The sequence below is a fragment of the uncultured Agrococcus sp. genome (assembly GCF_945915485.1).
Classification (GTDB): domain Bacteria; phylum Actinomycetota; class Actinomycetes; order Actinomycetales; family Microbacteriaceae; genus Agrococcus.
In genome coordinates this window covers 41785-65551 of the sequence record NZ_CAMEFJ010000002.1, presented here as the reverse complement: position 1 = coordinate 65551, position 23767 = coordinate 41785, and the positions used below count along the sequence as shown (strand labels likewise).

The 23767-nt window shown below is 63.7% G+C and carries 18 protein-coding genes and 1 riboswitch; of the genes, 15 read left to right on the top strand and 3 right to left on the bottom strand.

Annotated features, from left to right (window positions below):
- The first annotated feature begins 40 nt into the window (after positions 1-40).
- From Q0O95_RS00800 to gcvP, 9 genes are all read left to right on the top strand, one after another.
- Complete coding sequence (locus tag Q0O95_RS00800) at positions 41-2965, top strand: Na+/H+ antiporter subunit A (protein ID WP_293694384.1); 2925 nt, start codon at positions 41-43, stop codon at positions 2963-2965.
- Positions 2962-3483 (top strand): Na(+)/H(+) antiporter subunit C, encoded by a 522-nt coding sequence (locus tag Q0O95_RS00795; RefSeq protein WP_293694382.1) that lies wholly within the window; start codon positions 2962-2964, stop codon positions 3481-3483. The genes Q0O95_RS00800 and Q0O95_RS00795 overlap by 4 nt, the downstream gene beginning before the upstream one ends.
- Positions 3480-4997: a Na+/H+ antiporter subunit D gene (locus Q0O95_RS00790; protein WP_293694380.1), complete on the top strand. Its 1518-nt coding sequence runs from the start codon at positions 3480-3482 to the stop codon at positions 4995-4997. Before Q0O95_RS00795 ends, Q0O95_RS00790 begins: the two co-directional genes overlap by 4 nt.
- Entirely contained in the window at positions 4997-5563 is a 567-nt protein-coding gene (locus Q0O95_RS00785) for a Na+/H+ antiporter subunit E (RefSeq protein ID WP_293694379.1), read from the top strand. The genes Q0O95_RS00790 and Q0O95_RS00785 overlap by 1 nt, the downstream gene beginning before the upstream one ends.
- Complete coding sequence (locus Q0O95_RS00780; RefSeq protein ID WP_293694377.1) at positions 5560-5919, top strand: monovalent cation/H+ antiporter complex subunit F; 360 nt, start codon at positions 5560-5562, stop codon at positions 5917-5919. The genes Q0O95_RS00785 and Q0O95_RS00780 overlap by 4 nt, the downstream gene beginning before the upstream one ends.
- Positions 5916-6278: a monovalent cation/H(+) antiporter subunit G gene (gene mnhG, locus Q0O95_RS00775; RefSeq protein ID WP_293694375.1), complete on the top strand. Its 363-nt coding sequence runs from the start codon at positions 5916-5918 to the stop codon at positions 6276-6278. The genes Q0O95_RS00780 and mnhG overlap by 4 nt, the downstream gene beginning before the upstream one ends.
- A gap of 28 nt (positions 6279-6306) precedes the next feature.
- Positions 6307-6396, top strand: a riboswitch (glycine riboswitch).
- Between the two features lie 65 nt (positions 6397-6461).
- The gene (gcvT, locus tag Q0O95_RS00770; RefSeq protein WP_293694373.1) at positions 6462-7556 is read left to right on the top strand and encodes a glycine cleavage system aminomethyltransferase GcvT; all 1095 of its coding nucleotides are present in this window, start codon (positions 6462-6464) and stop codon (positions 7554-7556) included.
- Between the two features lie 2 nt (positions 7557-7558).
- A complete protein-coding gene (gene gcvH / locus Q0O95_RS00765) occupies positions 7559-7918 on the top strand; it encodes a glycine cleavage system protein GcvH (RefSeq protein WP_293694371.1) in 360 nt (119 codons plus the stop codon).
- Complete coding sequence (gene gcvP / locus Q0O95_RS00760; protein WP_293694370.1) at positions 7918-10746, top strand: aminomethyl-transferring glycine dehydrogenase; 2829 nt, start codon at positions 7918-7920, stop codon at positions 10744-10746. Before gcvH ends, gcvP begins: the two co-directional genes overlap by 1 nt.
- 492 nt (positions 10747-11238) lie before the next feature.
- Here gcvP and Q0O95_RS00755 read toward each other — a convergent pair whose 3' ends face one another.
- Both Q0O95_RS00755 and Q0O95_RS00750 read right to left on the bottom strand, forming a co-directional pair.
- On the bottom strand, positions 11239-12039 hold the full coding sequence (locus tag Q0O95_RS00755; protein WP_293694368.1) for a CPBP family intramembrane glutamic endopeptidase: 801 nt from the start codon (positions 12037-12039) through the stop codon (positions 11239-11241).
- Positions 12036-12437 (bottom strand): thiol-disulfide oxidoreductase DCC family protein, encoded by a 402-nt coding sequence (locus Q0O95_RS00750; protein ID WP_293694366.1) that lies wholly within the window; start codon positions 12435-12437, stop codon positions 12036-12038. Before Q0O95_RS00750 ends, Q0O95_RS00755 begins: the two co-directional genes overlap by 4 nt.
- A gap of 300 nt (positions 12438-12737) precedes the next feature.
- Between Q0O95_RS00750 and Q0O95_RS00745 the strand changes: the two genes are divergently transcribed.
- From Q0O95_RS00745 to Q0O95_RS00730, 4 genes are all read left to right on the top strand, one after another.
- The gene (locus Q0O95_RS00745; protein ID WP_293694364.1) at positions 12738-14555 is read left to right on the top strand and encodes an ABC transporter substrate-binding protein; all 1818 of its coding nucleotides are present in this window, start codon (positions 12738-12740) and stop codon (positions 14553-14555) included.
- A gap of 149 nt (positions 14556-14704) precedes the next feature.
- On the top strand, positions 14705-16492 hold the full coding sequence (locus Q0O95_RS00740) for an ABC transporter family substrate-binding protein (RefSeq protein ID WP_293694363.1): 1788 nt from the start codon (positions 14705-14707) through the stop codon (positions 16490-16492).
- Positions 16493-16657: 165 nt separating this feature from the next.
- Positions 16658-18211, top strand: coding sequence for an ABC transporter permease (locus Q0O95_RS00735; protein ID WP_293694361.1), 1554 nt, complete (start codon positions 16658-16660; stop codon positions 18209-18211).
- Entirely contained in the window at positions 18211-19149 is a 939-nt protein-coding gene (locus Q0O95_RS00730) for an ABC transporter permease (RefSeq protein WP_293694359.1), read from the top strand. Before Q0O95_RS00735 ends, Q0O95_RS00730 begins: the two co-directional genes overlap by 1 nt.
- Positions 19150-19163: 14 nt before the next feature.
- Here Q0O95_RS00730 and Q0O95_RS00725 read toward each other — a convergent pair whose 3' ends face one another.
- Positions 19164-19754, bottom strand: a complete 591-nt coding sequence (locus Q0O95_RS00725) for a PH domain-containing protein (RefSeq protein ID WP_293694357.1) — start codon at positions 19752-19754, stop codon at positions 19164-19166.
- 113 nt (positions 19755-19867) lie between these two features.
- Here Q0O95_RS00725 and Q0O95_RS00720 point away from each other — a divergent pair, with 113 nt between their 5' ends.
- On the top strand, positions 19868-21661 hold the full coding sequence (locus Q0O95_RS00720) for an ABC transporter ATP-binding protein (RefSeq protein WP_293694356.1): 1794 nt from the start codon (positions 19868-19870) through the stop codon (positions 21659-21661).
- Between the two features lie 179 nt (positions 21662-21840).
- Entirely contained in the window at positions 21841-23748 is a 1908-nt protein-coding gene (gene typA, locus Q0O95_RS00715; RefSeq protein WP_293694354.1) for a translational GTPase TypA, read from the top strand.
- Positions 23749-23767 lie beyond the last annotated feature (19 nt).

Sequence of the window (23767 nt, the reverse complement as noted above, 5' to 3'; positions counted from 1 at the left end):
GCCGCGTAAGCCCCGCTGCCCAGGGCAAGAAAGGCCGCTCGTGATCGTACCGCTCGTCATCAGTGCACTCTTGGCGCTGATCACGAGTCCGCTCTCGAAGCGAATGGGCCGCTGGGTCTTCCTCATTCCGGCGATCGCGAGCACAGCGGGTTTCGTATGGTTCGCTTCGCTCGCACCGCGAGTGTGGTCGGGTGACGCGCTCGTCGAGACGGTGACGTGGATACCGTCACTGGGTATCGACTTCGGCTTCAGACTCGGGAGCCTGCAGCTGCTCCTTGCGCTTGTCGTCACCGGCGTCGGCGCTATGATTCTGGCCTACTCCGTCTGGTACTTCGAGACGCGCACGCTGAAAGCAAGGACGGTCGGCCTGCTTACCGGTTTCGCGGGCTCGATGCTGGCACTCGTGCTCGCCGACGACATCATCGTGCTCGTCATCGCGTGGGAGCTCACGACCGTCTTCAGCTACTTGCTGGTCGGCCTGAACCACTCATCGCGACGCAATAGAAGTGCCGCCCAGACCGCGCTTATCGTCACCACTGCGGGTGGTCTTTCCATGCTCGTCGGAGCGCTGATTCTGGGCTCGGAATCGGGTACATACTCGCTCGCCGGCATCCTCGCGAACCCTCCCGAGGGCATTCTTGCAGCGACCGCGGTGATGCTGCTGCTCGTCGGCGCACTCACGAAGTCCGCGAACTTCCCCTTCCACTTCTGGCTGCCCGGTGCCATGGCGGCCCCGACACCCGTCAGCGCATTTCTGCACGCGGCCGCCATGGTGAAGGCCGGTATCTACCTCGCGGCGGCGCTCGTTCCCGCCTTCGCCGGGGTCCCGCTCTTCCGCCCGGTGTTGATTCTGCTCGGTGTCACGACCATGATCATCGGCGCGTGGCGAGCACTCTCGCAGACCGATATCAAAGTCCTGCTCGCGCACGGAACCGTGAGCCAGCTCGGGCTCCTCATGACCGTCGTCGGCATCGGTACGAAAGCTTCTCTTCTCGGTGGTCTCGCACTGCTTGCGGCGCACGCGATGTTCAAGGCCGCGCTGTTCATGGTGGTCGGCATCGTCGACAAGCAATACGGAACGCGAGACCTCGATAAGCTGGGCGCCGTCGCACGAGAGAGACCCATGCTCGCCGTTGCCGCGGTGCTCGCGGCGGCCGCTATGGCTGGTATTCCGCCCACCTTCGCTTTCACTGCGAAAGAAGTCGGACTCGAGGCCGCTTGGGAGGCAATAGGGCTGGCCGCGATTCCCGACTGGCTGGGGCTGTTCGCGTTCGCGGGCATCATCATCGGCTCGATCGGGACGGTTGCGTACACACTGCGCTTCATCGTCGGCACGTTCATCTCGGTCGGCAGCTCGGCCGAGCAGGCGCGTGCCGAGGCGCCCGCCCTCAGAACGGGCCCCCGCTCTCATCTCGTCGGCCTGTTCCCGCTCTCGCTCGCACTGCTGGGTCTTGCCGGGGGGTTCTTGGGCGACGGCATCACTTCGGCCCTGCACGGCACGTTCGCGGATGCCGCAGACGGCCACGAGACGTACCTTGCGCTCTGGCACGGATTCACACCCGCGCTGGCAGGATCGGTCTTCGCGATCTTCGGTGGCGCCATCGCCTGGTTCGTGCTGGGTCGTCGAACGAACGATCCTGAGGAACCGAGGTTCTCGGCGGGCGCCGTCTATGCCGCGTTCATGCGTGATCTCGACCGCATGGCCGTCGAAGTCACGGGTCGTACGCAGAGCGGTTCGCTGCCGATCCACATCAGCACCATCATCGTCACCCTGCTCGTCCTCATGCTGGGCGGGCTCATGTTCACGTCGTTCGCGTTCCCGGAGACCGTCTTCGCCGACTCCATCGGCCAGGCCGTCGTCGGCATCGCGATCAGCGTCTGCGCCGTCATCGCCGCGAACACGCGAGGTCGTCTGAAGACGTTCATGCTGCTCGGCGCTGTCGGCTACGGGACGGCGCTCATGTTCCTGCTGCACGGCGCCCCCGACCTTGCCCTCACGCAGGTGCTCGCGGAGACGGTCATGCTCGTCTTGCTCGTGCTCGTGCTGCGGCACCTGCCGAAGTACTTCACGAACCGGCCGCTCAAGGGTGCGCGGTGGCTGCGCGCCCTGATCGCCGTTGTCGGTGGTCTCATGGCCGCGATCGTAACGTTGCTGGCGATCGGCGCCCGCTCCGAGCGCCCGATCAGCGACCGCTTCTACGAGATGGCGTACGAGTTCGGGTACGGGCAGAACATCGTGAACGTCACCCTCGTCGACATCCGCGCCTGGGACACCGTCGGCGAGATCTCGGTGCTGCTCGCCGCGGCAACCGGTGTTGCGAGCCTGATCTTCCTGCGTACGCGGGTCGTCGACCCTACGGGGACGCTCAAGGGTCGTCGTGGACGCCCGGCTCCCGTCGAATCGACGAGCACGAGCTGGCTGCGTGCCGGGGGAGCGATCGACATGCACGCTCGTGCTCCCATGCTCGAGATGATGACGAGACTGCTCTTCCCGGTGATGCTGGTCGTCTCCGTATATCTGCTCTTCGCGGGTCACAACGACCCGGGCGGAGGATTCATCGCCGGAATGGTCGCGGGAATAGCACTGTGCGTGCGCTATCTCGCGGCCGGTGCGCTCGAACTCGCGGACGCGGCACCGATCGACGCGGGGAAGCTGCTCGGCGGCGGTATCGCACTCGCTGCTCTGACACTCATTGCTCCCGTGTTCTTCGGCGGCAGCGTCGGCCAGTCGTACGACGCATACGTCACGGTGTGGGGGATGGGCGAGATTCACCTCGTCACGAGCCTGCTGTTCGACGTCGGCGTCTACCTCGTTGTCGTCGGCACCGTACTCGACTTCATTCGCAGCCTCGGCTCCGGCATCGACGCGCACTGGCGCAACGACCAGACCCCGGTTCCCTCGGCGCACTCCGATCGCACGCTGCCGATGTCTGCGAACACGCGCTGGCAAGGAGGTGGGCGATGACCGCGAGCCTCTTCCTCGTGATAGCGGGAGCCGTGCTGGTTGCGGCGGGCCTCTATCTGTTCCTCGAACGCTCCCTCATGCGCATCCTGGCCGGTCTGCTCCTGGCGGGCAACGGCGTCAACCTGCTCTTCATGGCCGTCAGCGGCCCCGCACGGCTGGCGCCGTTCGTCGAGGATGCCACGGAGCAGTCTGCCATCTCCGATCCGCTGCCTCAGGCGATGGTGCTGACCGCGATCGTTATTTCTCTCGCGACCTGCGTATTCCTGCTGGCGCTGTCGTATCGTTCGTTCCAGCTCGACGGGCACGACGAGGTCGCGGACGACATCGAAGACGCCATCGTCCGCCGTCGTGCCGAGGCCGACCTCACCTCCGCAACGTTCGACGAGGCGGAAGAGGGCGTCGACCACGACACGGATCTCGCGGAAGCGGAAGCGGAAGCGCAAGCGGCTGCAGCGGAGGCGGAACAGCACGGGGACGCGGGAGCCGGCAACACGGATGAAGAGGAGGGCGCGCGATGATCGAAGTCAACCAGCTGCTCCCCCTTCCCGTGCTGCTCCCGCTGATAGGAGCCGGGTTCGCGCTCGCCTTCGGCAGGGTGCGCAGCGCACAGCGGCTGATCTCCTCGGTGACTCTGACGCTCGTGCTGATCGTCGCGGGCATCCTGCTCTGGGTTGCCGACTCCGAAGGTGCGCAGGTGCTGTGGCTCGGTGCCTGGCCGGAAGGTCTCGGCATCATGCTGGTCGCCGACCGCTTATCGGTGCTCATGCTCGTCGTGTCATCGATCGTGACCCTCTCGGTGCTGGTATTCGCCGCGCGAAGCGACATGGACGAGGGGCGTGAGAAGGCGCCGGTATCGATCTTCCATCCGACCTACCTAGTGCTGACGGCCGGAATTTCGAACGCCTTCCTCTCCGGTGACCTGTTCAACCTCTTCGTGGGCTTCGAGATGCTGTTGTTCGCCTCCTACGTGCTATTGACGCTCGGCGCGCCCCGCGAACGTGTACGATCGGGCTCCACCTACGTTGTCGTCAGCCTCTTCTCGAGCATTCTCTTCCTATTGGCGATCGTCTTCGTCTACGGAGCGGCGGGCACCGTGAACTTCGCCCAACTAGCCGAGCGATTACCGCAGCTCGACCCGGGCGTGCAGCTCGTCATTCAATTGATGCTGCTCGTCGTCTTCGGCATCAAAGCGGCGGTCTTCCCACTCTCCGCGTGGCTTCCCGACTCTTATCCGACGGCCCCCGCGTCCGTGACCGCAGTGTTCGCGGGTCTGCTGACGAAAGTGGGAATCTACGCGATCATTCGTGTGCAGACGCTCTTCTTCCCGCATTCGCCGTTGACGGATCCACTCCTCTGGATAGCGCTCGCGACGATGGTGATCGGCATTCTCGGTGCACTCGCGCAGAACGAGATCAAACGTCTGCTGTCCTTCACACTCATCAGTCATATCGGCTACATGCTGTTCGGTATCGCGCTCTCGAGCGAGGCCGGGCTGGGCGCAGCCATCTTCTATGTCGCCCACCACATCTTCATCCAGACCGCGATGTTCCTCGTGGCGGCGCTGATCGAACGAGCGGGAGGGTCGACACGGCTCGACAGGCTCGGCGGGCTCGCTTCGAACACCATCCTCGCTGTCATGTTCTTCATTCCGGCCTTGAACCTGGGAGGCGTGCCGCCGTTCAGCGGCTTCCTCGGCAAGGTCGCGCTGATCGAAGCCGGCGTCACGCTCGACACGTGGGTCATCTGGATCGTGATCGGCGGTGCCATCGTCACGAGCCTGCTGACGCTCATGGCCGTTCTGCGTATCTGGAACATGGCCTTCTGGCGACCGCTCCCGGAGGACGCGGAGGCACCGAACCGCAGACTGCCCGTCGACTGGCTGTTCTCCGCGGGCGCGCTCGTCGGCGTCACGGTTGGGATCACCTTCCTCGCCGGCCCTATCATCGAGTTCACGGAACGCGCAGCAGCCGACATTTTCGCGGACGCGTACCTCACAGCGGTTGCCGATGCGATTAGGGCGGTGGGTCTGTAATGTCGGAGCGTAGAAAGAACTTCCGGTTCTCGTTCCTCATGACGGCCGGCCTCGTCGTCGTGTGGCTACTGCTCGTGGGTGAGTTCACGGTCGGAGCCGTCGTCTTCGGAGTCGTCGTCGCCGCCGGAGTGCAGTTGGTGTTCCCGATGCCGGAGATACCGCAGATGGCGAGGATGCGTCCCATTCAGACCGTGTGGCTCATACTCACGACGCTCTGGGGGCTCGTGAGGGCATCCGCCATCGTCTCCTATCAGGTGCTCGCCTGGTGGCGTCCGACGACGAATTCGATCATCGCCGTCGACCTGCGCAGCAGCGACTCCTTCACGAGCACGCTCACGGCCGTGCTCGTGACGCTCGTGCCCGGTTCGGTCGTGCTGGAGCTCCGCGGCGGTCGTGCGCTCGTGCACGTCTTCGACACACCTGACGAAGAGGCGGTCGAAGCCGCCCGGCAGAACGTGCTCGCGCAAGAGCGGTTGGCGTTGCTCGCGTTCGGTACAAAGGAAGAGGTTGAGCGGATTCGCCAGGAGCGTCGTCAGCGATTCAACTGGAAGGGGCGCACAAAGTGATCATCGCACTCACTATCGCCGGCGCCTTCATCGCCGCCGCTCTCGTTCTATGCCTCGTACGACTCGTACAGGGCCCCGGCGCCGTCGACCGTGTGGTGGCGACCGACGTGCTGCTGTCGTTGCTCGTTGCGGCGCTCGCGATCGAAGCTGCCATCAATCAACACATGCACACCATTCCGCTCATGGTCATCACATCGATGCTGGCGTTCTCGAGCACCGTTGCGATGGCTCGGTTCGTCGCTGTGCGTAATGACCTCGTCGGTCGCGAGCGGGAGGATCTCTATCCGGGAGCTGTAGAGAAGACGGGACCCATCGATGTCGTAGCGCCCGAAGAGAGCGGGGAGGACAATTCATGAGCACGGAAGACTGGCTCAATCTCGCTGGCGGAATCTGCATTGCCCTCGGATCTCTGCTGGGACTCGTGGCGGCAGTCGGTCTCGTGCGGCTACCCGACTCTCTGAATAGAATGCACGCTGCGTCGAAGCCCCAATCGTTGGGAATCGTCATCATCTGCATAGGGCTGGGATTGATTCTGCGCGAGCCCGTCGCATGGTCGATGCTCGCGCTCGTAGCGGTGCTGCAGCTGCTCACGACCCCGACCGCATCGCAGATGATCTCGCGCAGCGCCTATCGAACCGGACAGTATCGCCGTGACCTGCAGTTCGCCGACGAGAGCGAGGAAGACGCGAGCCGAAGCGAGCATCGCGGGTTATAGTGGAGGCTAAAATCACATACAGGCCGTAGCAGCCGATGCGGAAGAGTTCGTCTCAGACGAGCACCGAAGGAGCATGCGTCCCCGCTAACCTCTCAGGTCACAGGACCGCATCAGGCAGGCCACTCTGGAGCGCGTCGTACCGTGGCACGTGACTGAGGGGGACTCCGAAATACAGGAGGACCGTTGAAGCACAAGACACCGCTCGCATCCGTGCATGAACGCTTGGGTGCGACCTTCACCGATTTCGCCGGCTGGGACATGCCGCTGAAGTACGGGTCGGAGCTCGCCGAACACGAGGCCGTTCGCACCTCGGCCGGCATCTTCGACCTCTCGCACATGGGCGAGATCCGTGTAGCAGGCGCCGATGCGGGCGCATTCCTTGATTTTGCACTCGCAGGCAAGCTGTCATCGATCAGTGTCGGCCGTGCGAAGTACTCGCTCATGCTGAACGACTCGGGTGGCATCGTGGACGACGTCATCGTGTACCGACTCGGCGAGACGAACTTCCTCGTCGTCGCGAACGCCGGTAACCGCGCCGCCGTCCTGGACGCACTGCAGACCCGGTCATCGAGCTTCGACGTGACCGTGACCGACGAGTCGGAAGACACGGCGCTGATTGCGGTCCAGGGCCCGAACTCGCAGGCGATCATCGAAGCTGCCGGCATCGAATCGGAGCCACTCGACTCGCTGCGTTACTACAGGGTCGTAGAGGCCATTTTCGAGGGCGAGGATCTGCTCATCGCGCGCACCGGCTACACGGGAGAAGACGGCTTCGAACTGTACATACCGGCACACGCCGCCGAATCGCTGTGGGAGACGCTCGAGCGGGTGGGAGAACAGTACGGACTCCGCCCGTGCGGTCTTGCAGCACGCGACACGCTCCGTCTGGAGGCAGGCATGCCGCTCTACGGGAACGAGCTGACGACCGATCGTCTACCGGAACAGGCGGGGCTAGGGAAAATCGTAGCGCTGAGCAAGGATGGCGACTTCGTCGGCCGCACAGCGGTCGAGCGGGGTCCTGAGCAGGACGCTCCCGTGCTGATCGGCTTGACGGCTGAGGGCCGGCGCGCAGGTCGCTCCGGTTACGAAGTCTACGAAGGAGACACCCTCGTCGGCGTTGTCACCTCGGGGGCGCTCTCGCCCACACTCGGCCATCCCATCGCAATGGCCTATGTTGCTCCGGCATCCGCTGAGAGCTCTGAACTCGCGATCGACGTGCGCGGCAAGCGCATCCCGGCCGCAGCAACCAACTTCCCCTTCTACAAGCGAAAGGCATAACCATGGCTGAGCTCAAGTACACACCCGACCACGAGTGGTTCCGATTCGAAGGCGATGTCGCAACGGTCGGCATCACCGACTACGCGCAGAACGCTCTCGGTGACGTCGTCTACGTCGACCTGCCGGAAGTCGGCAGTACATTCTCCGGCGGAGAAGCGATCGGCGAGATCGAATCGACGAAATCGGTTGGTGAATTGTTCGCACCTGCGGCAGGCGAAGTCGTTGCCGTGAACGAGACCGTTGCCGACGATCCGACACTGGTGAACTCCTCCCCGACGGGCGACGGCTGGCTCGTGCAGCTACGCTTCACCGAAGAGCCCGAACTCATCGACGAGGTCGCGTACGGGGAGCTGACTTCCTGATGCGGGGCTTTGCAGAGCGCCACATCGGCATCGACGATGCGGCGCGGCGGACGATGCTGTCCGCGGTCGGTTACGAATCGCTCGACGCGCTCATGTCGGTTGCGGTTCCGGAAGGCATTCAGCAGGACACCCCGTTCACCGCACCCGTGTCGGAGCGTGCCGCCCTTGCGGAGCTCCGCGAGATCGCCGCGCAGAACACGGTCCGCCGCTCGGCGATCGGGTTCGGCTACCACGGCACGATCACACCCAGCGCGATCCGCAGGGGCATTCTCGAGAACCCGTCCTGGTATACGGCCTACACGCCGTACCAGCCGGAGATCTCGCAGGGCCGCCTGGAAGCCCTGCTGAACTTCCAGACCATGGTCTCCGACCTGACGGGGCTCGACACCGCGAACGCGTCGATGCTCGACGAGGGCACGGCCGTCGTCGAGGCCATGCTGCTCGCGCGTCGCGCCGTGAAGCGCGGCGGTGACGTGTTCCTCGTCGACGAGAATGCCCTGCCCCAGACCAAAGCGCTGCTGCGGCTCCGCGCAGAGGCGGTCGGCATCCGGCTGCGCGAGGCGGATCTCCGGGGTGACGTCGATCTGGACGGCATCTTCGGCGCATTCGTGCAGTATCCGGGAGCTTCCGGGGAGATCTGGAACCCCGCGCCACTCATCGAGCGGGTGCACGAGGCGGGCGGCAAAGCCGTTGTCGCCGCGGACCTGCTCGCTCTCGCCCTCATCACGAGCCCGGGTGAGCTCGGCGCGGACATCGCGGTCGGTTCGAGCCAGCGTTTCGGGGTTCCCATGGGCTTCGGCGGTCCGCACGCGGGCTACATCGCCGTGCGCAAGGGGCTCGAGCGACAGCTGCCGGGTCGTCTCGTCGGCGTCTCCCAGGACGCGCACGGGATGCCCGCCTACCGTCTCACGCTGCAGACGCGTGAGCAGCACATCCGCCGCGAGAAGGCGACCAGCAACATCTGCACCGCGCAGGTGCTGCTCGCCGTCATGGCATCGATGTATGCCGTGTATCACGGGCCGGAGGGGATTCGCCGGATCGCGGAAGCCGTGCACGAGAGCGCTCGTGAAGTTGCGGGCGCGCTCCGCGCCGCCGGGTACACGCTCAAGAGCGAGAGCTTCTTCGATACGATGCGATTCGGCGCTCCCGGTCGCGCGGAGCAGCTCGCAGCGTCTGCTCGCGACAGGGGAGTGCTCGTGCATGCGCTCGACGCGGACACCATCCAGGTGTCGCTCGACGAGGAATGGGCCGACACGGGAGTTTCGGAACTGCTCGATGCTCTCGGCCTGGTCGCCTCGGATGCCGCAGGCACGCTGGGTGAAATGGAGCGCGAAAGCGACTTCATGACCCACGAGGCGTTCAACTCGGTGCGTAGCGAAACCGCGCTTATGCGTTACATGCGACGTCTCGCCGACAAGGACTACGCGCTCGATCGCGGCATGATTCCGCTCGGCTCCTGCACTATGAAGCTGAATGCGGCGACCGAGATGGAGGCAATCACCTGGCCCGAGTTCGGCAGCATTCACCCGTATGCACCGCTCGAGGATGCCGCCGGCACGCTTTCGCTCATCGATCAGCTCGGCGGCTGGCTGGCAACCCTGACCGGGTACGACACCGTCTCACTGCAGCCCAACGCAGGCAGCCAGGGTGAGCTCGCGGGCCTGCTCGCTATCCGCGGGTACCATCGTTCACGAGGTGATGAGCACCGCGACCTCTGTTTGATCCCGGCGTCCGCGCACGGCACGAACGCGGCCTCGGCCGTTCTCGCGGGCCTCCGTGTCGCGGTCGTGGCGACCGACGACGACGGCAATGTCGACCTGGAGGACCTGCACGCGAAGATCGATGCGAACCGCGAATCCCTCGCTGCGCTCATGATCACGTACCCCTCGACGCACGGCGTCTACGAGGAGCATGTTCGTCAGGTCTGCGACGCGGTGCACGAGGCCGGCGGTCAGGTCTACATCGACGGCGCGAACCTCAACGCACTGCTGGGGCACGCGACCTTCGGCGACATCGGCGGCGACGTTTCGCACCTGAACCTCCACAAGACCTTCTGCATCCCGCACGGAGGAGGAGGCCCCGGTGTCGGTCCAGTTGCAGCGAAATCGCACCTCGCTCCCTTCCTGCCCAGGGATCCCCGAGAGGCGCCGCTAGTTGTGGATGGCGTCACGATGGGCGACCTGCCCGTCTCGGCGGCACCGTTCGGGTCGGCATCCGTCCTCCCCATCTCGTGGGCGTACGTCCGCATGATGGGCGGTTCCGGCCTGACCGAAGCGACCGGCGCGGCAGTGCTCGCGGCGAACTACGTCGCGTCGAGGCTGGCCGAGCACTTCCCGGTGCTCTACACGGGGAACGAGGGACTCGTCGCGCACGAATGCATCCTGGATCTGCGGCCGCTCAAGGAGGCGACCGGCATCTCGAACGACGATGTCGCGAAGCGTCTCGTGGATTACGGATTCCACGCACCGACCATGTCCTTCCCCGTAGCGGGCACGCTCATGGTCGAACCGACCGAATCCGAGGACATCGGCGAGCTCGATCGCTTCATCGATGCGATGATCGCGATCAAGCAGGAAGCCGACAGAGTCGGCGCGGGGGAGTGGCCCGCCGACGATAATCCGCTCGTCAACGCGCCGCACACCTCCGAGACGATCGTCGGCGAGTGGAAGCATCCGTACGTTCGTTCGCTCGCGGTCTTCCCGGGCTCGGGCACGGGAGCGAACCGTCAGTCACAGCGCAAGTACTGGCCTCCGGTCGGCCGCGTCGACCAGGCATACGGTGACCGCAATCTCGTGTGCGCCTGCCCGCCGCCGTCTGCCTTCGAGTAGGCTGACCTGCTCACACTCGAATAGCTGACTCCATCGCTCGTGCCAACTTCTCGGTCTCCTGGCGTTGAGAGCGCGCTTTCACGGCGTGTCATCGCCCAGCGACCGAGAAGTTGGCGCGCAGCACGGGGATGCGTGCGTCGTGCGTTGCAGCGGTGGTTGGCAGCAGAGAACCAGGTGCATCGAGAGGCGGCGTTAGGTTGCAGAATCGGCAAATAACGCCGCCTCTCAGTGCGTATCCGAATTAGCGCCGTTTTTCGAGTCGTTTCGGAGAAGCGGCGTGGGTTGGCGAGCCTGCCGCTGTCGACCGTGCTGGATGCTGAGTGCGTCTATATGACCTGCTCGCGCACTCCCGTCACATGATGAACCCGCCGAGACAGCAAGACGCGCCGAGAGGCGGCGTTGGGTGCCAGAATCGGCAAATAACGCCGCTGCTCAGTGCGAAACCTGCATAGTGCCGCTTTTCGAGAGCGTCTCTGTCCCGCGGGGCGTGGGCTAGCCGTTGGGTAGCGGCAGAAGGTGCGCGACGAGCGGATAGCCGACGAACACAATGGCATCGATCAAGAAGTGCGCGATCACGAACGGCCATAGCCTGCCGGTCTTCTGGTAGATCCAACCGAACACGAGCCCCATCACGACGTTGCCGATGAAGCCGCCGAAGCCCTGGTACAGGTGGTAGGAGCCGCGGACGAGGCTCGAGGTCAGGATGATGAGCCACGGCTGGATGCCGAAGCGGCGCATTCGCTCGAACCAGTAGCCGAGCACGATGAACTCCTCGACGAAGGCTGCGCGTGCAGCCGCCAGCAGCAGTATCGGAATCGACCACCAGTACGGAGAACCAGAGCCGGGGTCGATGACCCGGTTCATGCCCGTCCACACCGACGCGAAGTAGAAGGCGATGCCGGGGATGCCGATCAGCGCGACGAGGCCGATACCCAGCAGTATGTCGCGGCCGGGCTTGGTCGCGTCGATGCCGATCTGCCCGAGCCGCGGCTTCGATGCCTGCCACAGCAGCACGATGACCAGCAGGACGGGTGCGAAGGCCAGCACGTGGCCGGTGAACTGGTTGAGGAAGTCGAGCCATTCACGGTCGCTGCGAGCAGGGTTGAGCGCAACCTGCTGCTCGTTCAGCCGGGATTCTCGGGTCAGCGCGTCGAGAATGCTGATGATCGACCACACCGCGCTGGCACCGAGCGAGACGAAGAGCACGGCCGTCATCTCGAGCCCGAGCCGGAGCCGTTTGCCTTTCGGTAGGACGGGCAGGGGAGGGAGCCCGCCTCGCGGTTTGTCGATCACAGGGATTCCCGCGATATGCGCCCGGAGGGAAGGGCGCAAGCAGGGGTCCCCCCGGGCAGCTTGTGCCTGTTCTGGGCGATGACTCGGTATCCGAGTGCGGCCACCGTCCGGATACCGGGCAGCGAAAGCGCGCGGCCCGCCCACGCGGTCGGCAGCGACCGCTGGCCGGCCAGGATGGCCGCGAAGACGTCCGCGCCGGCCCACATTCGCATGGGTTCGCGTGTGTCGATGAGCCATGCGGCGGCGGTGGTGTCCTGCTCGTCGAGACCGAACGATTCGAGGTCGAGGTGCTGGTACGGCACGGCTTTCGGAAACCGCGGAAGAGCATCCTGGAGCCACTGCACCGACGAAGTGCAGAAGGAGCAGTCACCGTCGTAGACCAGCAGTGCGGGAGTCATAGCGACAGTCTAAGAGCTGAGATCAGCAATCTCGTCGGCCCGCTTCGTCAACGATGCGTACAGAAGCGTTCTTCACTCCCCGCTCCACGCGCCGTCAACTTCTCGGTCGCTGGGCGGCGACACGCCGTGAGAACGCCTTCCCATCGTCAGGCGACCGAGAAGTTGACATGGAAGCGGGGGAGAGGGCGTGCGGATGGGGGTGGCAGAGAGGGGGAAGGGCACGAGGCGATGCAGAGGGGAGGCTGCTGCAGGGCACGAGATCGGCGCCTGAGATTGCTACCATGCGCTGGGGAGGTCTACGTGCGAAACAGACAACGGGTGAAGCGACGGTCGTCTGCCATCGTGGCGCTCGCGGCGGTAGGCGCGCTGTTGCTTTCAGCTTGCTCGCAGGGCATCGGTATGAATCGTGTGGCCGAAGGCACGAATCTCCGAATCGGCGTGCTCGACACGGCAACGACCGTGAACGCGCAGGATGCCTCGCTCGGGAATCCTCTCCTGCCCGCTGCGAGCGCAGAGCAGCTCGTGAGCAACTTGATGTACACGCCGATCGCGCTGCGCACCGTGCCGACGGTTACCTTCAACACCGAGTTCATCTCCGTTGACGTCGTAGAGACTGCGCCCCTCACCGTGCGGTACTCGCTCGAAGAGGGCATGGCCTGGAGCGATGCCGTGCCGGCCGATGATGCCGACCTCATCTTGGCCTGGGCAGCGGCATCGGAGCATTTCGCGCCCGAGGGGTTCGAGAGGGAGGAGCACGTCGCGGGAGACGGGAGGCTCGATGTTCCTTCCGGTGCCGCATGGTTCGATTCCGCATGGTCGCCCATGCAATACGGAACGGAGCCTGCGCGGCTCGCCGGCGACAACCGCACGATGGACGTCGAGTACTCGGAGCCGGTGCTGGAGTGGGAACTCGGCATCCGTCAGCTGCTGCCGGCGCACGTCGTAGCGCAGCACGCGTTCGATATCCGGGATCCGATGGTCGCGAAGCACGCCGTGAAGGAGGCGTTCACGACGGGGGACGAGGTCCGCATTGCGGCACTTGCCGATTCATACAGGGACCTGTTCTCCCTCAGCGGCGAGCCGGCAGAGGGTGCACTGGTCAGCAACGGCCCATACATGCTGGAGAGCGTCGATCCCTCTGGCGCGGTGACCCTCAAGCCCAACAAGGAGTACAGGATGGGCAACGGGGCGGTCGCCGAGACCGTGCAGATCGTGCCGTTCGAGAGCACGGGCGAGATGATGAATGCCATCAGCTCCGGGCAGATCGACCTGGCGATTCCCGAGAGCACAGTGCAGAACTGGCAGTCCATCGCCGACATGGATCGGCGCGGGTACCGTGCCCTGAGCGGGAGTTCCGAGTCATTCGTGCGCATCGACTTCAACATCGCAGGCGGTAAGAACGACATGCTGTTCGCCAACAGCGGCGTCCGGCAGGCCTTCCTCTCCGCCATCAGCATCACGGATGTCAATGCCGTCGCGGTCGACTCGATCGAGGGCGTTACGAGCCGTATGACCTGGACGTTCCATCCAAGCCACGAGGAATCATCCGGCGCGGCCGAGACGTCGGGCTTCTCGCAGTTGACGGGGCTCGATGAGGACGACTCGGAGGATCTCCTCGATCGAGCGGCCATTACCGACCGTGACGTGTGCGTGCTGTTCGATCCGCGTGCCGAGCTGCAGGCTATGCAGTTCGAGGTTATGCAGTCGGCCGCGGCGGAACGCGGGTGGACGCTCGAGGACTGCAGTACGGACGACTGGCAGCAGGCGCTCGAGGAACCCGACAGTTGGGATGTCGCGCTGACGACGGATTCCACGAGCGGGCGGAGCTTCGAAGACCTCGCGTCGCGATTCGTCACGGACGGCGAACGCAACTATTCGGGCTACAGCTCTCCGGAGGTTGACAGGCTCGTCGCGACCGCGATGCAGGAGGCGGATGTCTACAACCGCCTTGACGTCCTGATCGAGCTCGAACAGCACCTCGTCGCCGACGTCGTGGGGATGCCGCTCTACCAGGTGCCCGCGATCGCCCTGCACACCGATGCCATTGTGGGGGCCGGGATGACCGATTCGGCTCCGTACATCGGGCAAGATGCTTATGGCTGGGAAATTGGGCGGTAATACCGCAAGCGATGCCCGGATAACACAGAAGATCACCGCTTCGTAACGTTTCCGGATTTCGGACCCAAACCGGGCTTTCTCGGATCTACAGTTGGAGGGTAACTGATCGAGCACAACCACGTGCTCGTACGAATCCAAGGAGGCAAGCCTTGAGCACCCGCTTCAAGAGCAGCCGTAAGTTCAGCGCAACGATCGCCGCTTCGGCGGCGGCTGCGCTCGTTCTCGCAGGCTGCACCACCAATGGCGGCGGTGACGGCGACGACAACGGCGACGACACCACGTCCGGCACTGTCACGATCGCAACCACGAACGCTGCGAACTCGCTGAACGGCGCCACATCCGATCACAACCTGAACACCAACGGGATGATCGACTACATCACCGGTAACGGTTGGGGCAGCAGCGGCCCGGGTACGTTCTTGAACACTCGCGCCAACGCTGACGCCGAGATCGAGAGCAACCGCGACGAGACGAATGGCTCGTTCGAGCTGGTCTCGGAGGACCCGCTGACGGTCGAGTACACGCTCAACGAGAACGCTGTCTGGTCCGACGGAACAGAGATGTCCGTCGACGACATGCTGCTGACGTGGGTCATCAACTCGGGCTGGTTCGCTGGTGAAGACGCAGATGGGGAGCCCGCATCGTACTTCTCACTCGCCGGCTCCACGGCTGGTCTGGACACCACCGACTTCCCGGAGATCGACCGCGAGGCTCGCTCCCTGACGATCACATATGACGAGCCCTACGTTGACTGGGAGCTCGTGAACATGCTCGGCAAGCCGGCGCACGTGTTCGCCGACCAGGTTGACATGACGGCTGAAGAGCTCACGGACTTCTTCACGGACGCTGAGCCCGGCTACAACGAGGACGAGACGCTCGAAGCGATCGGCTCGTTCTTCAACAACGGCTATGCCATCACGGAGATGCCGAGCGACGAGGGACTTCTCGTGGCCGCCGGCCCGTACGTTGTGAGCGACTTCCAGGCGAACGACGGTGGCTACATCGAGTTCAGCGCGAACCCGAACTGGCAGGGCGATGCCCCCGGTGTCGACACGCTCATCATCAGCTTCATCGGTGACGCTTCCACGCAGATCCAGCAGCTGGCGAACGGTGAGGTCGACATCATCGAACCGCAGGCCGACGCCAACACGGTGCAGACGCTCGAGTCGAACGGCGCCGAGATCATCACGGGTGACCAGCTCTCGTACGACCACGTCGACCTGAGCTTCCGCGGCGTCTTCGAGGACGAGCGCATCCGCCAGGCCTTCCTGCACACGATCCCGCGCCAGGCGATCCTGGACTCGATCGTGACGCCGACGAACCCCGAGGCGCAGATTCTGAACTCACAGATGTACGTCCCCTCGAACGGTGACGACTACGTCGCAGCGACTTCGGAGAACGGCTACGAGATGTTCGATGAGCCCGACATTGAGGCGGCTCAGGAACTCCTGAACGGCGAGACCCCTGAAGTCCGAATTCTGTACGCAGCGGACAACCCGAACCGTGTCAACGCGTTCCGCCTCATCCAGCAGAGCGCTGAAGAGGCTGGCTTCGTGATCGTCGACGAGGGTGACCCCGAGTGGTCGCCGCGTCTCGGCTCCGAGGACTACGACGCAGCGATCTTCGGTTGGATCTCGCCCGGTGTCGGCTTCGCCAGCCTGCCGCAGATCTGGCAGACCGGCGGCGGCGGAAACTACAACAACTACAGCAACTCCGACATCGACGCCCTCGTGGACGAGTCGCAGACGCTGATCGAAGACCCGGAGCGCATGCTCGAGATCATGACGGAGATCGACACGATCACCCGTGAAGACGGCTACGGTGTACCGCTCTTCCAGTCGCCGGGTCTGGTTGCCCACAACGGAACCGTTGACGGCATCCTCTACAACCCGAACCAGACCGGTGTAATCCACAACATTCTGGAATGGTCGCTCTAACTCGACAGAGCAGAACCCATCCAGATCGTTGAAATCACACCTTAAGGGTTGACCAAATAGGCACCGGCCATGACCGCGCTTGCGGCATGGCCGGTGCTTTTTTGCACTCTCAACTCTTTTGCGTAATCATGGTGTAGTTTCCCCTGACGACCGGAGTACAACGACGTGTTCGCATACATAACAAGACGCATCCTGGTCTCCATCCTGACCATCGTTGCTGCGTCCTTCCTGATGTATACGCTGACAGCTGTTTCGGGTGATCCCCTAGAAGAGCTGCGCGCATCAAACGCCATCAATAAGGAAGAGTTGATTCAGCGAAGAATCGACCTTCTCAACCTCGATATCCCGCCCGTGCTGCGCTGGTTCCACTGGCTCGGCGGCGTCGGCGGATGTCTCGTACCTTTCGCCTTCGAGTGCACGCTCGGCAACAGCGTGGAGGGCTTCTCAGTAGCGCAGCTGCTGCCGCCGGCTATGGCTTCGACCGTCCGGCTCGTGACGGTAGCGACCGTGCTCGCGATCATCCTCGGTGTCGCCGTGGGCATGATCACGGCGCTGCGGCAGAATTCCGCTTTCGATATATCCATAACGTTCTTGTCGTTCTTCCTCTACTCGTTGCCGTCGTTCCTGATCGCGGTGCTGCTGAAGGAATTCGGAGCGATCGGGTTCAACAACTTCATCGCTCGAGGTGATCCACCCCAAATCGGATTATTCTGGGTCATAGCCATAACGCTGTTATCCGCCATCGTGTGGGCCATGCTGTTAGGCGGGGACGCGAGAAAACGCATCATCACGTTCGTTTCGGCGGGTGTTGCCACGGCCGGCGCACTCATCTACATCAACGTCACGGACTTCTTCCGCGTTCCTCACCTCGGGCCCGTGCTGCTGTTCCTGTTGATCGGGCTCACCGTCGTCGGAATGACTGCGCTGACAGCGAACCTGAAGAACCGCAGGGCACTCCTCGCCGCCGGTATCGCCGGCGCAGTCGCGTACATCTGCTATTTCGCGCTGCAGGGCCTCTTCAACGTCTCCTCCATGTGGACACTGATGATCCTTGCCGTGGGCGCGATCGCGGGCAGCATGCTGATCGGCTGGATCGTGAGCCTCTTCGGACCGGACAAGGGGCAAGTCATTCGTGCGGCGACGTTCACTGGCTTCTTCGCCTCCTCATTCGTCGTCCTCGACCGCTTCATGCAGGCGTGGCCGGCGTACATCAATCACCCACGCATCAATGGTCGCCCCATGGCCACAGCGCAGGCCTCGACGACGGGGTATACGGCAGACATATGGGGCACCGGGCTTGATCAGCTGATGCACTTCCTGCTCCCGACCATTTCACTGACGCTGATCTCGTTCGCCTTCTACACGCGTTTCGCTCGGGCGGGCCTGCTCGAGGTCTTCAACCAGGACTACATCCGTACGGCGCGTGCGAAAGGTCTCAGTGAGCACACGATCGTGATGCGGCACGCGTTCCGCAACATGCTCATTCCTCTCACCACGATCATTGCTGCAGACGTCGGCACTCTCTTGGGAGGAGCGCTCATCACCGAACGAGTCTTTGCGATCGCCGGCATGGGGCGCATGTTCGACGTCGGGCTGCAGAAGCTCGACTTGAATCCGATCATGGGGTACTTCCTCGTTATCGCGATTCTGGCAATCGCGTTCAACTTCATCGCCGACTTGATGTACGCGGTGCTCGATCCGAGAGTGAGGGTGAAGTAATGGCTGAATCAACCAACCTTCCCGTGGAAGAGCAAGTCAAGTCCGAGAACCAATGGACGCTGATCCTCAAGCGCTTCGTCACGAATCCGCTCGCGATGGGATCACTCGTCGTATTCATCGGCATCTGGGTATTCTCGGTCGTCATGGTGGGGCTCGGCCCGATCTCGGGCATCTGGGAGCTCAATCACCGCACGCCGTATCCTCAAGGAGCCCCGAACGGTGCTCCGACACTGGAGCACCCGTTCGGCCAGGACACCATCGGCCAGGACTACTTCGCCATGACTATGAGGGGTATCCAGAATTCGTACCTCGTGATGCTGCTGATCGGCGGAGTCGGAACCGTGATCGGAACCGTCGTCGGTGCCGTTGCAGGCTACTTCCGTGGCTGGATCGATGCTCTGCTCATGCGCATCACCGATGTCTTCATTGTGATCCCGGCGCTCGTCATCGGTGCCGTCGTCGGCCGCATCAGCGGCGACATGGGAATCTGGATTCTCGGCACGCTTCTCGGAGCGTTCTTGTGGATGTCGATCGCGCGACTCGTGCGCGGTGAGTTCCTCACGCTGCGAGAGCGAGAGTTCGTGGACGCGGCGCGTGTCGCTGGAGCATCCGATGCGCGCATCATCTTCAAGCACATCCTGCCGAACGCCGTCGGCGTCGTGATCGTCGCCTCGAGCCTGCTGATGGCAGCTGCGATCCTCACCGAGACTGGCCTCAGCTACCTCGGATACGGTATCCGACCTCCCGAAGTGTCGCTCGGTCGGCTGATCTCCGACAACCAGACCGCGTTCGCGAACCGGCCGTGGTTGTACTGGTGGCCCGCGCTATTCATCGTGACCCCGGCGCTCGCCGTCAACTTCGTCGGAGACGGTTTGCGAGAGGCGTTCGATCCGCGTCAGAAGCGCTTCAGCCGTCGCCGCACGCGCGAGCAGTCGTAGGGACTCCTATGCGATCACTGAAGAGCCAGAACAACAACCGCGAGGGGCATGAGCACCATCGTCGCGATGACAGCGTAGTTCGGTCGCTTGGCGGGTTCGTGAGCGTCGGCATCGGGAGCGGCGTCGCGAACGCGGTCGCGCCAGGTCTCCCAGCGGTCACGAACCAGCGCAGCAGCGTCTCCCGACTCCGTGCCGGGAAGGTCACCGATGCGGACGCCCGAATCCAGTGCCGTGTGCGAGTTCGGCTCCTTCTCGGCGCGCTTCACGGCGCGTCGCGAGGCGAGCTGACCCGGCTGCGGCGCGCAAGCCGCGGCAAACCGACCGAAGGGCGTGAAGATCGTCAGCGAGAACTTCGTGTCGACGTGGGTAACACTCGACCACGGGATCTCGACGGTGCGCAGCGGATTCACGATACGCACCGAATTGTCGGAGACCTCGAGACTCGGTCGCCAGAGACAGAAGTAGATGGTGAGCAGCAGCCACGCGATGCCTACCGCGACAATCGCGTAGCCCTGCAGGCCGTAGGCGTAGAAGCCCATGGCGACGCCGAAGCTCACGACGAAGAATGCGCTGAGCAGCGCCAACCCGCGGTTGGTCCTGGACACGAACGTATTCGAAGTAAAGCCACGAGCCATGCGGATATTCTCGCACGCGGCCGTGCCGCCGCTATGCAGCGAACAGGGCCCACGAGGCCCGTTGGACAAGATGAGGAGAGGGCATGACTGAGGAACGACACCTTGACGCCCCCGCACTGCGAATCACCGACCTGAGCGTCGACTTCGCAGTGGATGGAGTTTGGACACCGGCGGCGAAGAAGATCTCATACGAGATCGGCAGGGGAGAGATCGTCGCGGTGGTCGGCGAGTCGGGGTCGGGGAAGAGTGTGAGCTCCATGGCGATCCTGGATCTGCTGCCGAAGACGGCACGCCTCTCCGGGTCGATTCAGCTGGGCGGCGACGAGCTCATGGGAATGACGAACACGGCGATGCGCAAAGTGCGCGGTAACCGTGTCTCCGCGATCTTCCAAGAGCCCATGACCGCCATGAACCCCGTGTTCACGGTCGGCTTCCAGATCATGGAAGCGCTTCGCCTCCACCGCGCGATGTTGCCTTCGCAGGCGAAAGAGCGTGCGCTCGAGATGCTGAAACTCGTCGAGATGCCCGACCCCGTGAAGGGCTTCAAATCGTACCCGCACCAGCTCTCGGGCGGGCAGCGTCAGCGCGCCATGATCGCCATGGCACTCGCGCTCGATCCGGAGCTGCTCATCGCCGATGAGCCGACGACAGCGCTCGACGTGACGGTGCAGGCGGAAATTCTCGATCTCATGCGCGATCTCAAGGAGCGTCTGGGTTCGGCGGTGCTGCTCATTACGCACGACATGGGCGTTGTCGCAGACCTTGCAGACTGGGTCGTCGTCATGCAGAAGGGAGAGATCGTCGAGCAGAGCGCGGTCGCTGACATCTTCCAGCGCCCCCAGCACCCCTACACGAAGGAGCTCCTGGATGCCGTGCTGAGCCTTGGTGAAGGCGACGACGAGCACGACGAGATCGATCTCACGGCGACGCTCGCGCTCGCCGCCGACGCAGAGGACGAGAAGCTCGCCGAGCGTGTGCGGGCGAACCTCGAGGCCGCGCACGAGGTCGAAGAGCAGGAGCCGGGAGACGAGACGAGAGCGATCCAGATCGGTGAGCCCGTGCTCATGCTGGAGAACGTCTCGATCGAGTACGGCAAGAAGGGCAAGCTGGGCACGTTCAGGGCTGTCGACAGCGTCGATCTATCGATCTACCCCGGCGAGGTGCTCGGGCTCGTGGGCGAGTCGGGTTCCGGGAAGTCGACGATCGGGCGTGTTTCGATCGGTCTCCATCCGATTGCGGAAGGCAAGATCAGAGTGGCGGGCCGGGACCTGACGAAGCCATCGAGGAAGCTGACGAAAGACCTCATGCAGGATGTCGGCATCGTCTTCCAGGATCCGTCCTCGTCGCTGAATCCCCGCCTCCCGATCGGTGAATCGATCGGCGAGCCGCTGATGCTCTCCGGCGCTTTGAAGGGCAAGGCGCTCGACAAACGCGTCGAAGAGCTGCTCGACAGTGTGCGCCTGCCGAAGAACTATCGGAACCGGTACCCTCACGAACTCTCCGGCGGGCAGAAGCAACGTATCGGCATCGCGAGGGCGCTGTCGATGAACCCGAAGCTGCTCGTCGCCGACGAGCCGACTTCGGCGCTCGATGTCTCGGTGCAGGCGACCGTGCTCGATTTGCTGAAGGAACTCCAGCACGAGCTCGGCTTCGCGTGCCTCTTCGTGACGCATGACCTGGCGGTCGTCGACTTCATGTCCGATCGCATCGCGGTGATGCAGCGAGGCAAGATCGTCGAGGTCGGCAACCGTGATGCGATTCTGCGTGCTCCGCAGGATGCGTACACGCAGCGACTCATCGCGGCGATTCCCGTGCCGGACCCGGACAAGCAGCGGTCGCGTCGCGAACTGCGAAAGCAGATCCTCGAAGCAACCTGACACTCCTAGTTGTCCGGGACACTTCTCGGTCTGTGGATGGCGACACGCCCGTATAGCGCGTTCATCCCATGTATAGACCGAGAAGTGTTGCAGGTGGGAGACGTGCGATAGTGCTCGCTGGGCTGTAACATGGATCGGCTGCGCGTTCGCCCGGCCGCTCTATACCCAGGAAGACTCGAATGGCCACTGCCACCCGCCAGGACCTCAGGAACGTCGCGATCGTCGCGCACGTCGATCACGGAAAGACCACGCTCGTCGACGCGATGCTCGTGCAGACGAACTCGTTCGGTGACCACGACACGCACGACGAACGCGTCATGGACTCGAATGAGCTCGAGCGCGAGAAGGGGATCACGATCCTCGCCAAGAACACGGCGATCCGCTATGCGGGGGAGCACACCGACTCGCCTGTGACGATCAACGTCATCGACACACCGGGCCACGCGGATTTCGGTGGCGAAGTCGAGCGTGGGCTCTCGATGGTCGATGGCGTCGTGCTTCTCGTGGATGCCTCTGAGGGGCCCCTGCCGCAGACCAGATTCGTGCTTCGGAAGGCGCTCGAAGCCAAACTTCCCGTCATCCTTGTCGTCAACAAGACGGACAGACCGGATGCACGTATCGACGCGGTCGTGCACGAGGCGCAGGATCTTCTTCTGGGACTCGCATCCGATCTCGCCGACGATGTTCCCGACCTCGACCTCGACGCCGTCCTCGACGTTCCCGTCGTTTACGCGTCAGGCAAGGCCGGTCGAGCCTCGGCAGAACGACCCGCTGATGGCAGCCTGCCCGAAAGCGACGATCTCGAGCCGCTGTTCAAGTCGATCCTCGAGCACATTCCTGCTCCTCAGTACGATGACGAAGGCCCCCTGCAGGCGCACGTGACGAACCTGGACGCGTCGCCGTTCCTCGGCAGAATCGCGCTGCTGCGCGTTCACGCGGGCACACTGAGGAAGGGCCAGACGGTCGCTTGGGTGCGTCACGACGGCAATGTGCAGAACGTGCGCATCTCGGAACTGCTGAAGACGCAGGCGCTCGATCGCGTCCCGGCGGAGTCGGCGACCGCAGGCGACATCGTTGCTGTCGCGGGCATCCCGGACATCACGATCGGTGAGACGCTCGCTGACCCTGACGACGTTCGCCCACTGCCGCGCATTGCCATCGATGACCCCGCCATCTCGATGACGGTCGGCACCAATACCTCGCCGCTCGCCGGCAAGGTGAAGGGTGCCAAGCTCACGGCACGCATGGTGAAGGACCGTCTCGACCGCGAACTGGTCGGCAACATCTCCCTCAGGGTGGTCGACATCGGCCGCCCGGACGCCTGGGAGGTGCAGGGAAGAGGAGAGCTCGCTCTCGCGATCCTCGTCGAGCAGATGCGACGCGAAGGCTACGAGCTCACGGTCGGCAAACCGCAGGTCGTCACGCGTACGATCGATGGCACGCTGCACGAACCGTTCGAGTCGCTCACGATCGACGCGCCGGAGGAGTACCTCGGCGCTATCACGCAGCTGCTGGCGGCTCGCAAGGGGCGCACGGTCGGCATGTCGAACCACGGCACCGGCTGGGTCAGGATGGAGTTCTCGGTTCCTTCGCGCGGCCTCATCGGATTCCGCACCGAATTTCTGACCGTCACTCGTGGAACCGGTATCGCTAACGCGATCTCTGGCGGTTACCAGCCCTGGTCGGGTGAGATCGTGCAGCGGCACAACGGATCGCTCGTTGCCGACCGCTCGGGCGTTGCAACGCCCTTCGCGCTCATTTCGCTTGCCGATCGCGGCGCATTCTTCGTGCGGCCCACGGAAGAGGTCTACGAAGGCATGGTCGTCGGCGAGAACAACCGCGGCGAAGACATGGACGTGAACATCACCAAGGAGAAGAAGCTCACGAACATGCGCTCAGCGACGGGTGACGAACTCGAGCGGCTGACGCCCGCGCGCGACATGTCGCTGGAGGAGTGCCTCGAATTCGCCCGCGACGACGAATGCGTCGAGGTCACCCCTGCTGCCGTGCGCATCCGCAAGGTCACGCTCGACGCGACGCAGCGTGCCAGGGAAACGTCGCGCATGAAGCGCCTGTCGGCGAACTGAGTTCTCGACGCTCTAGGCT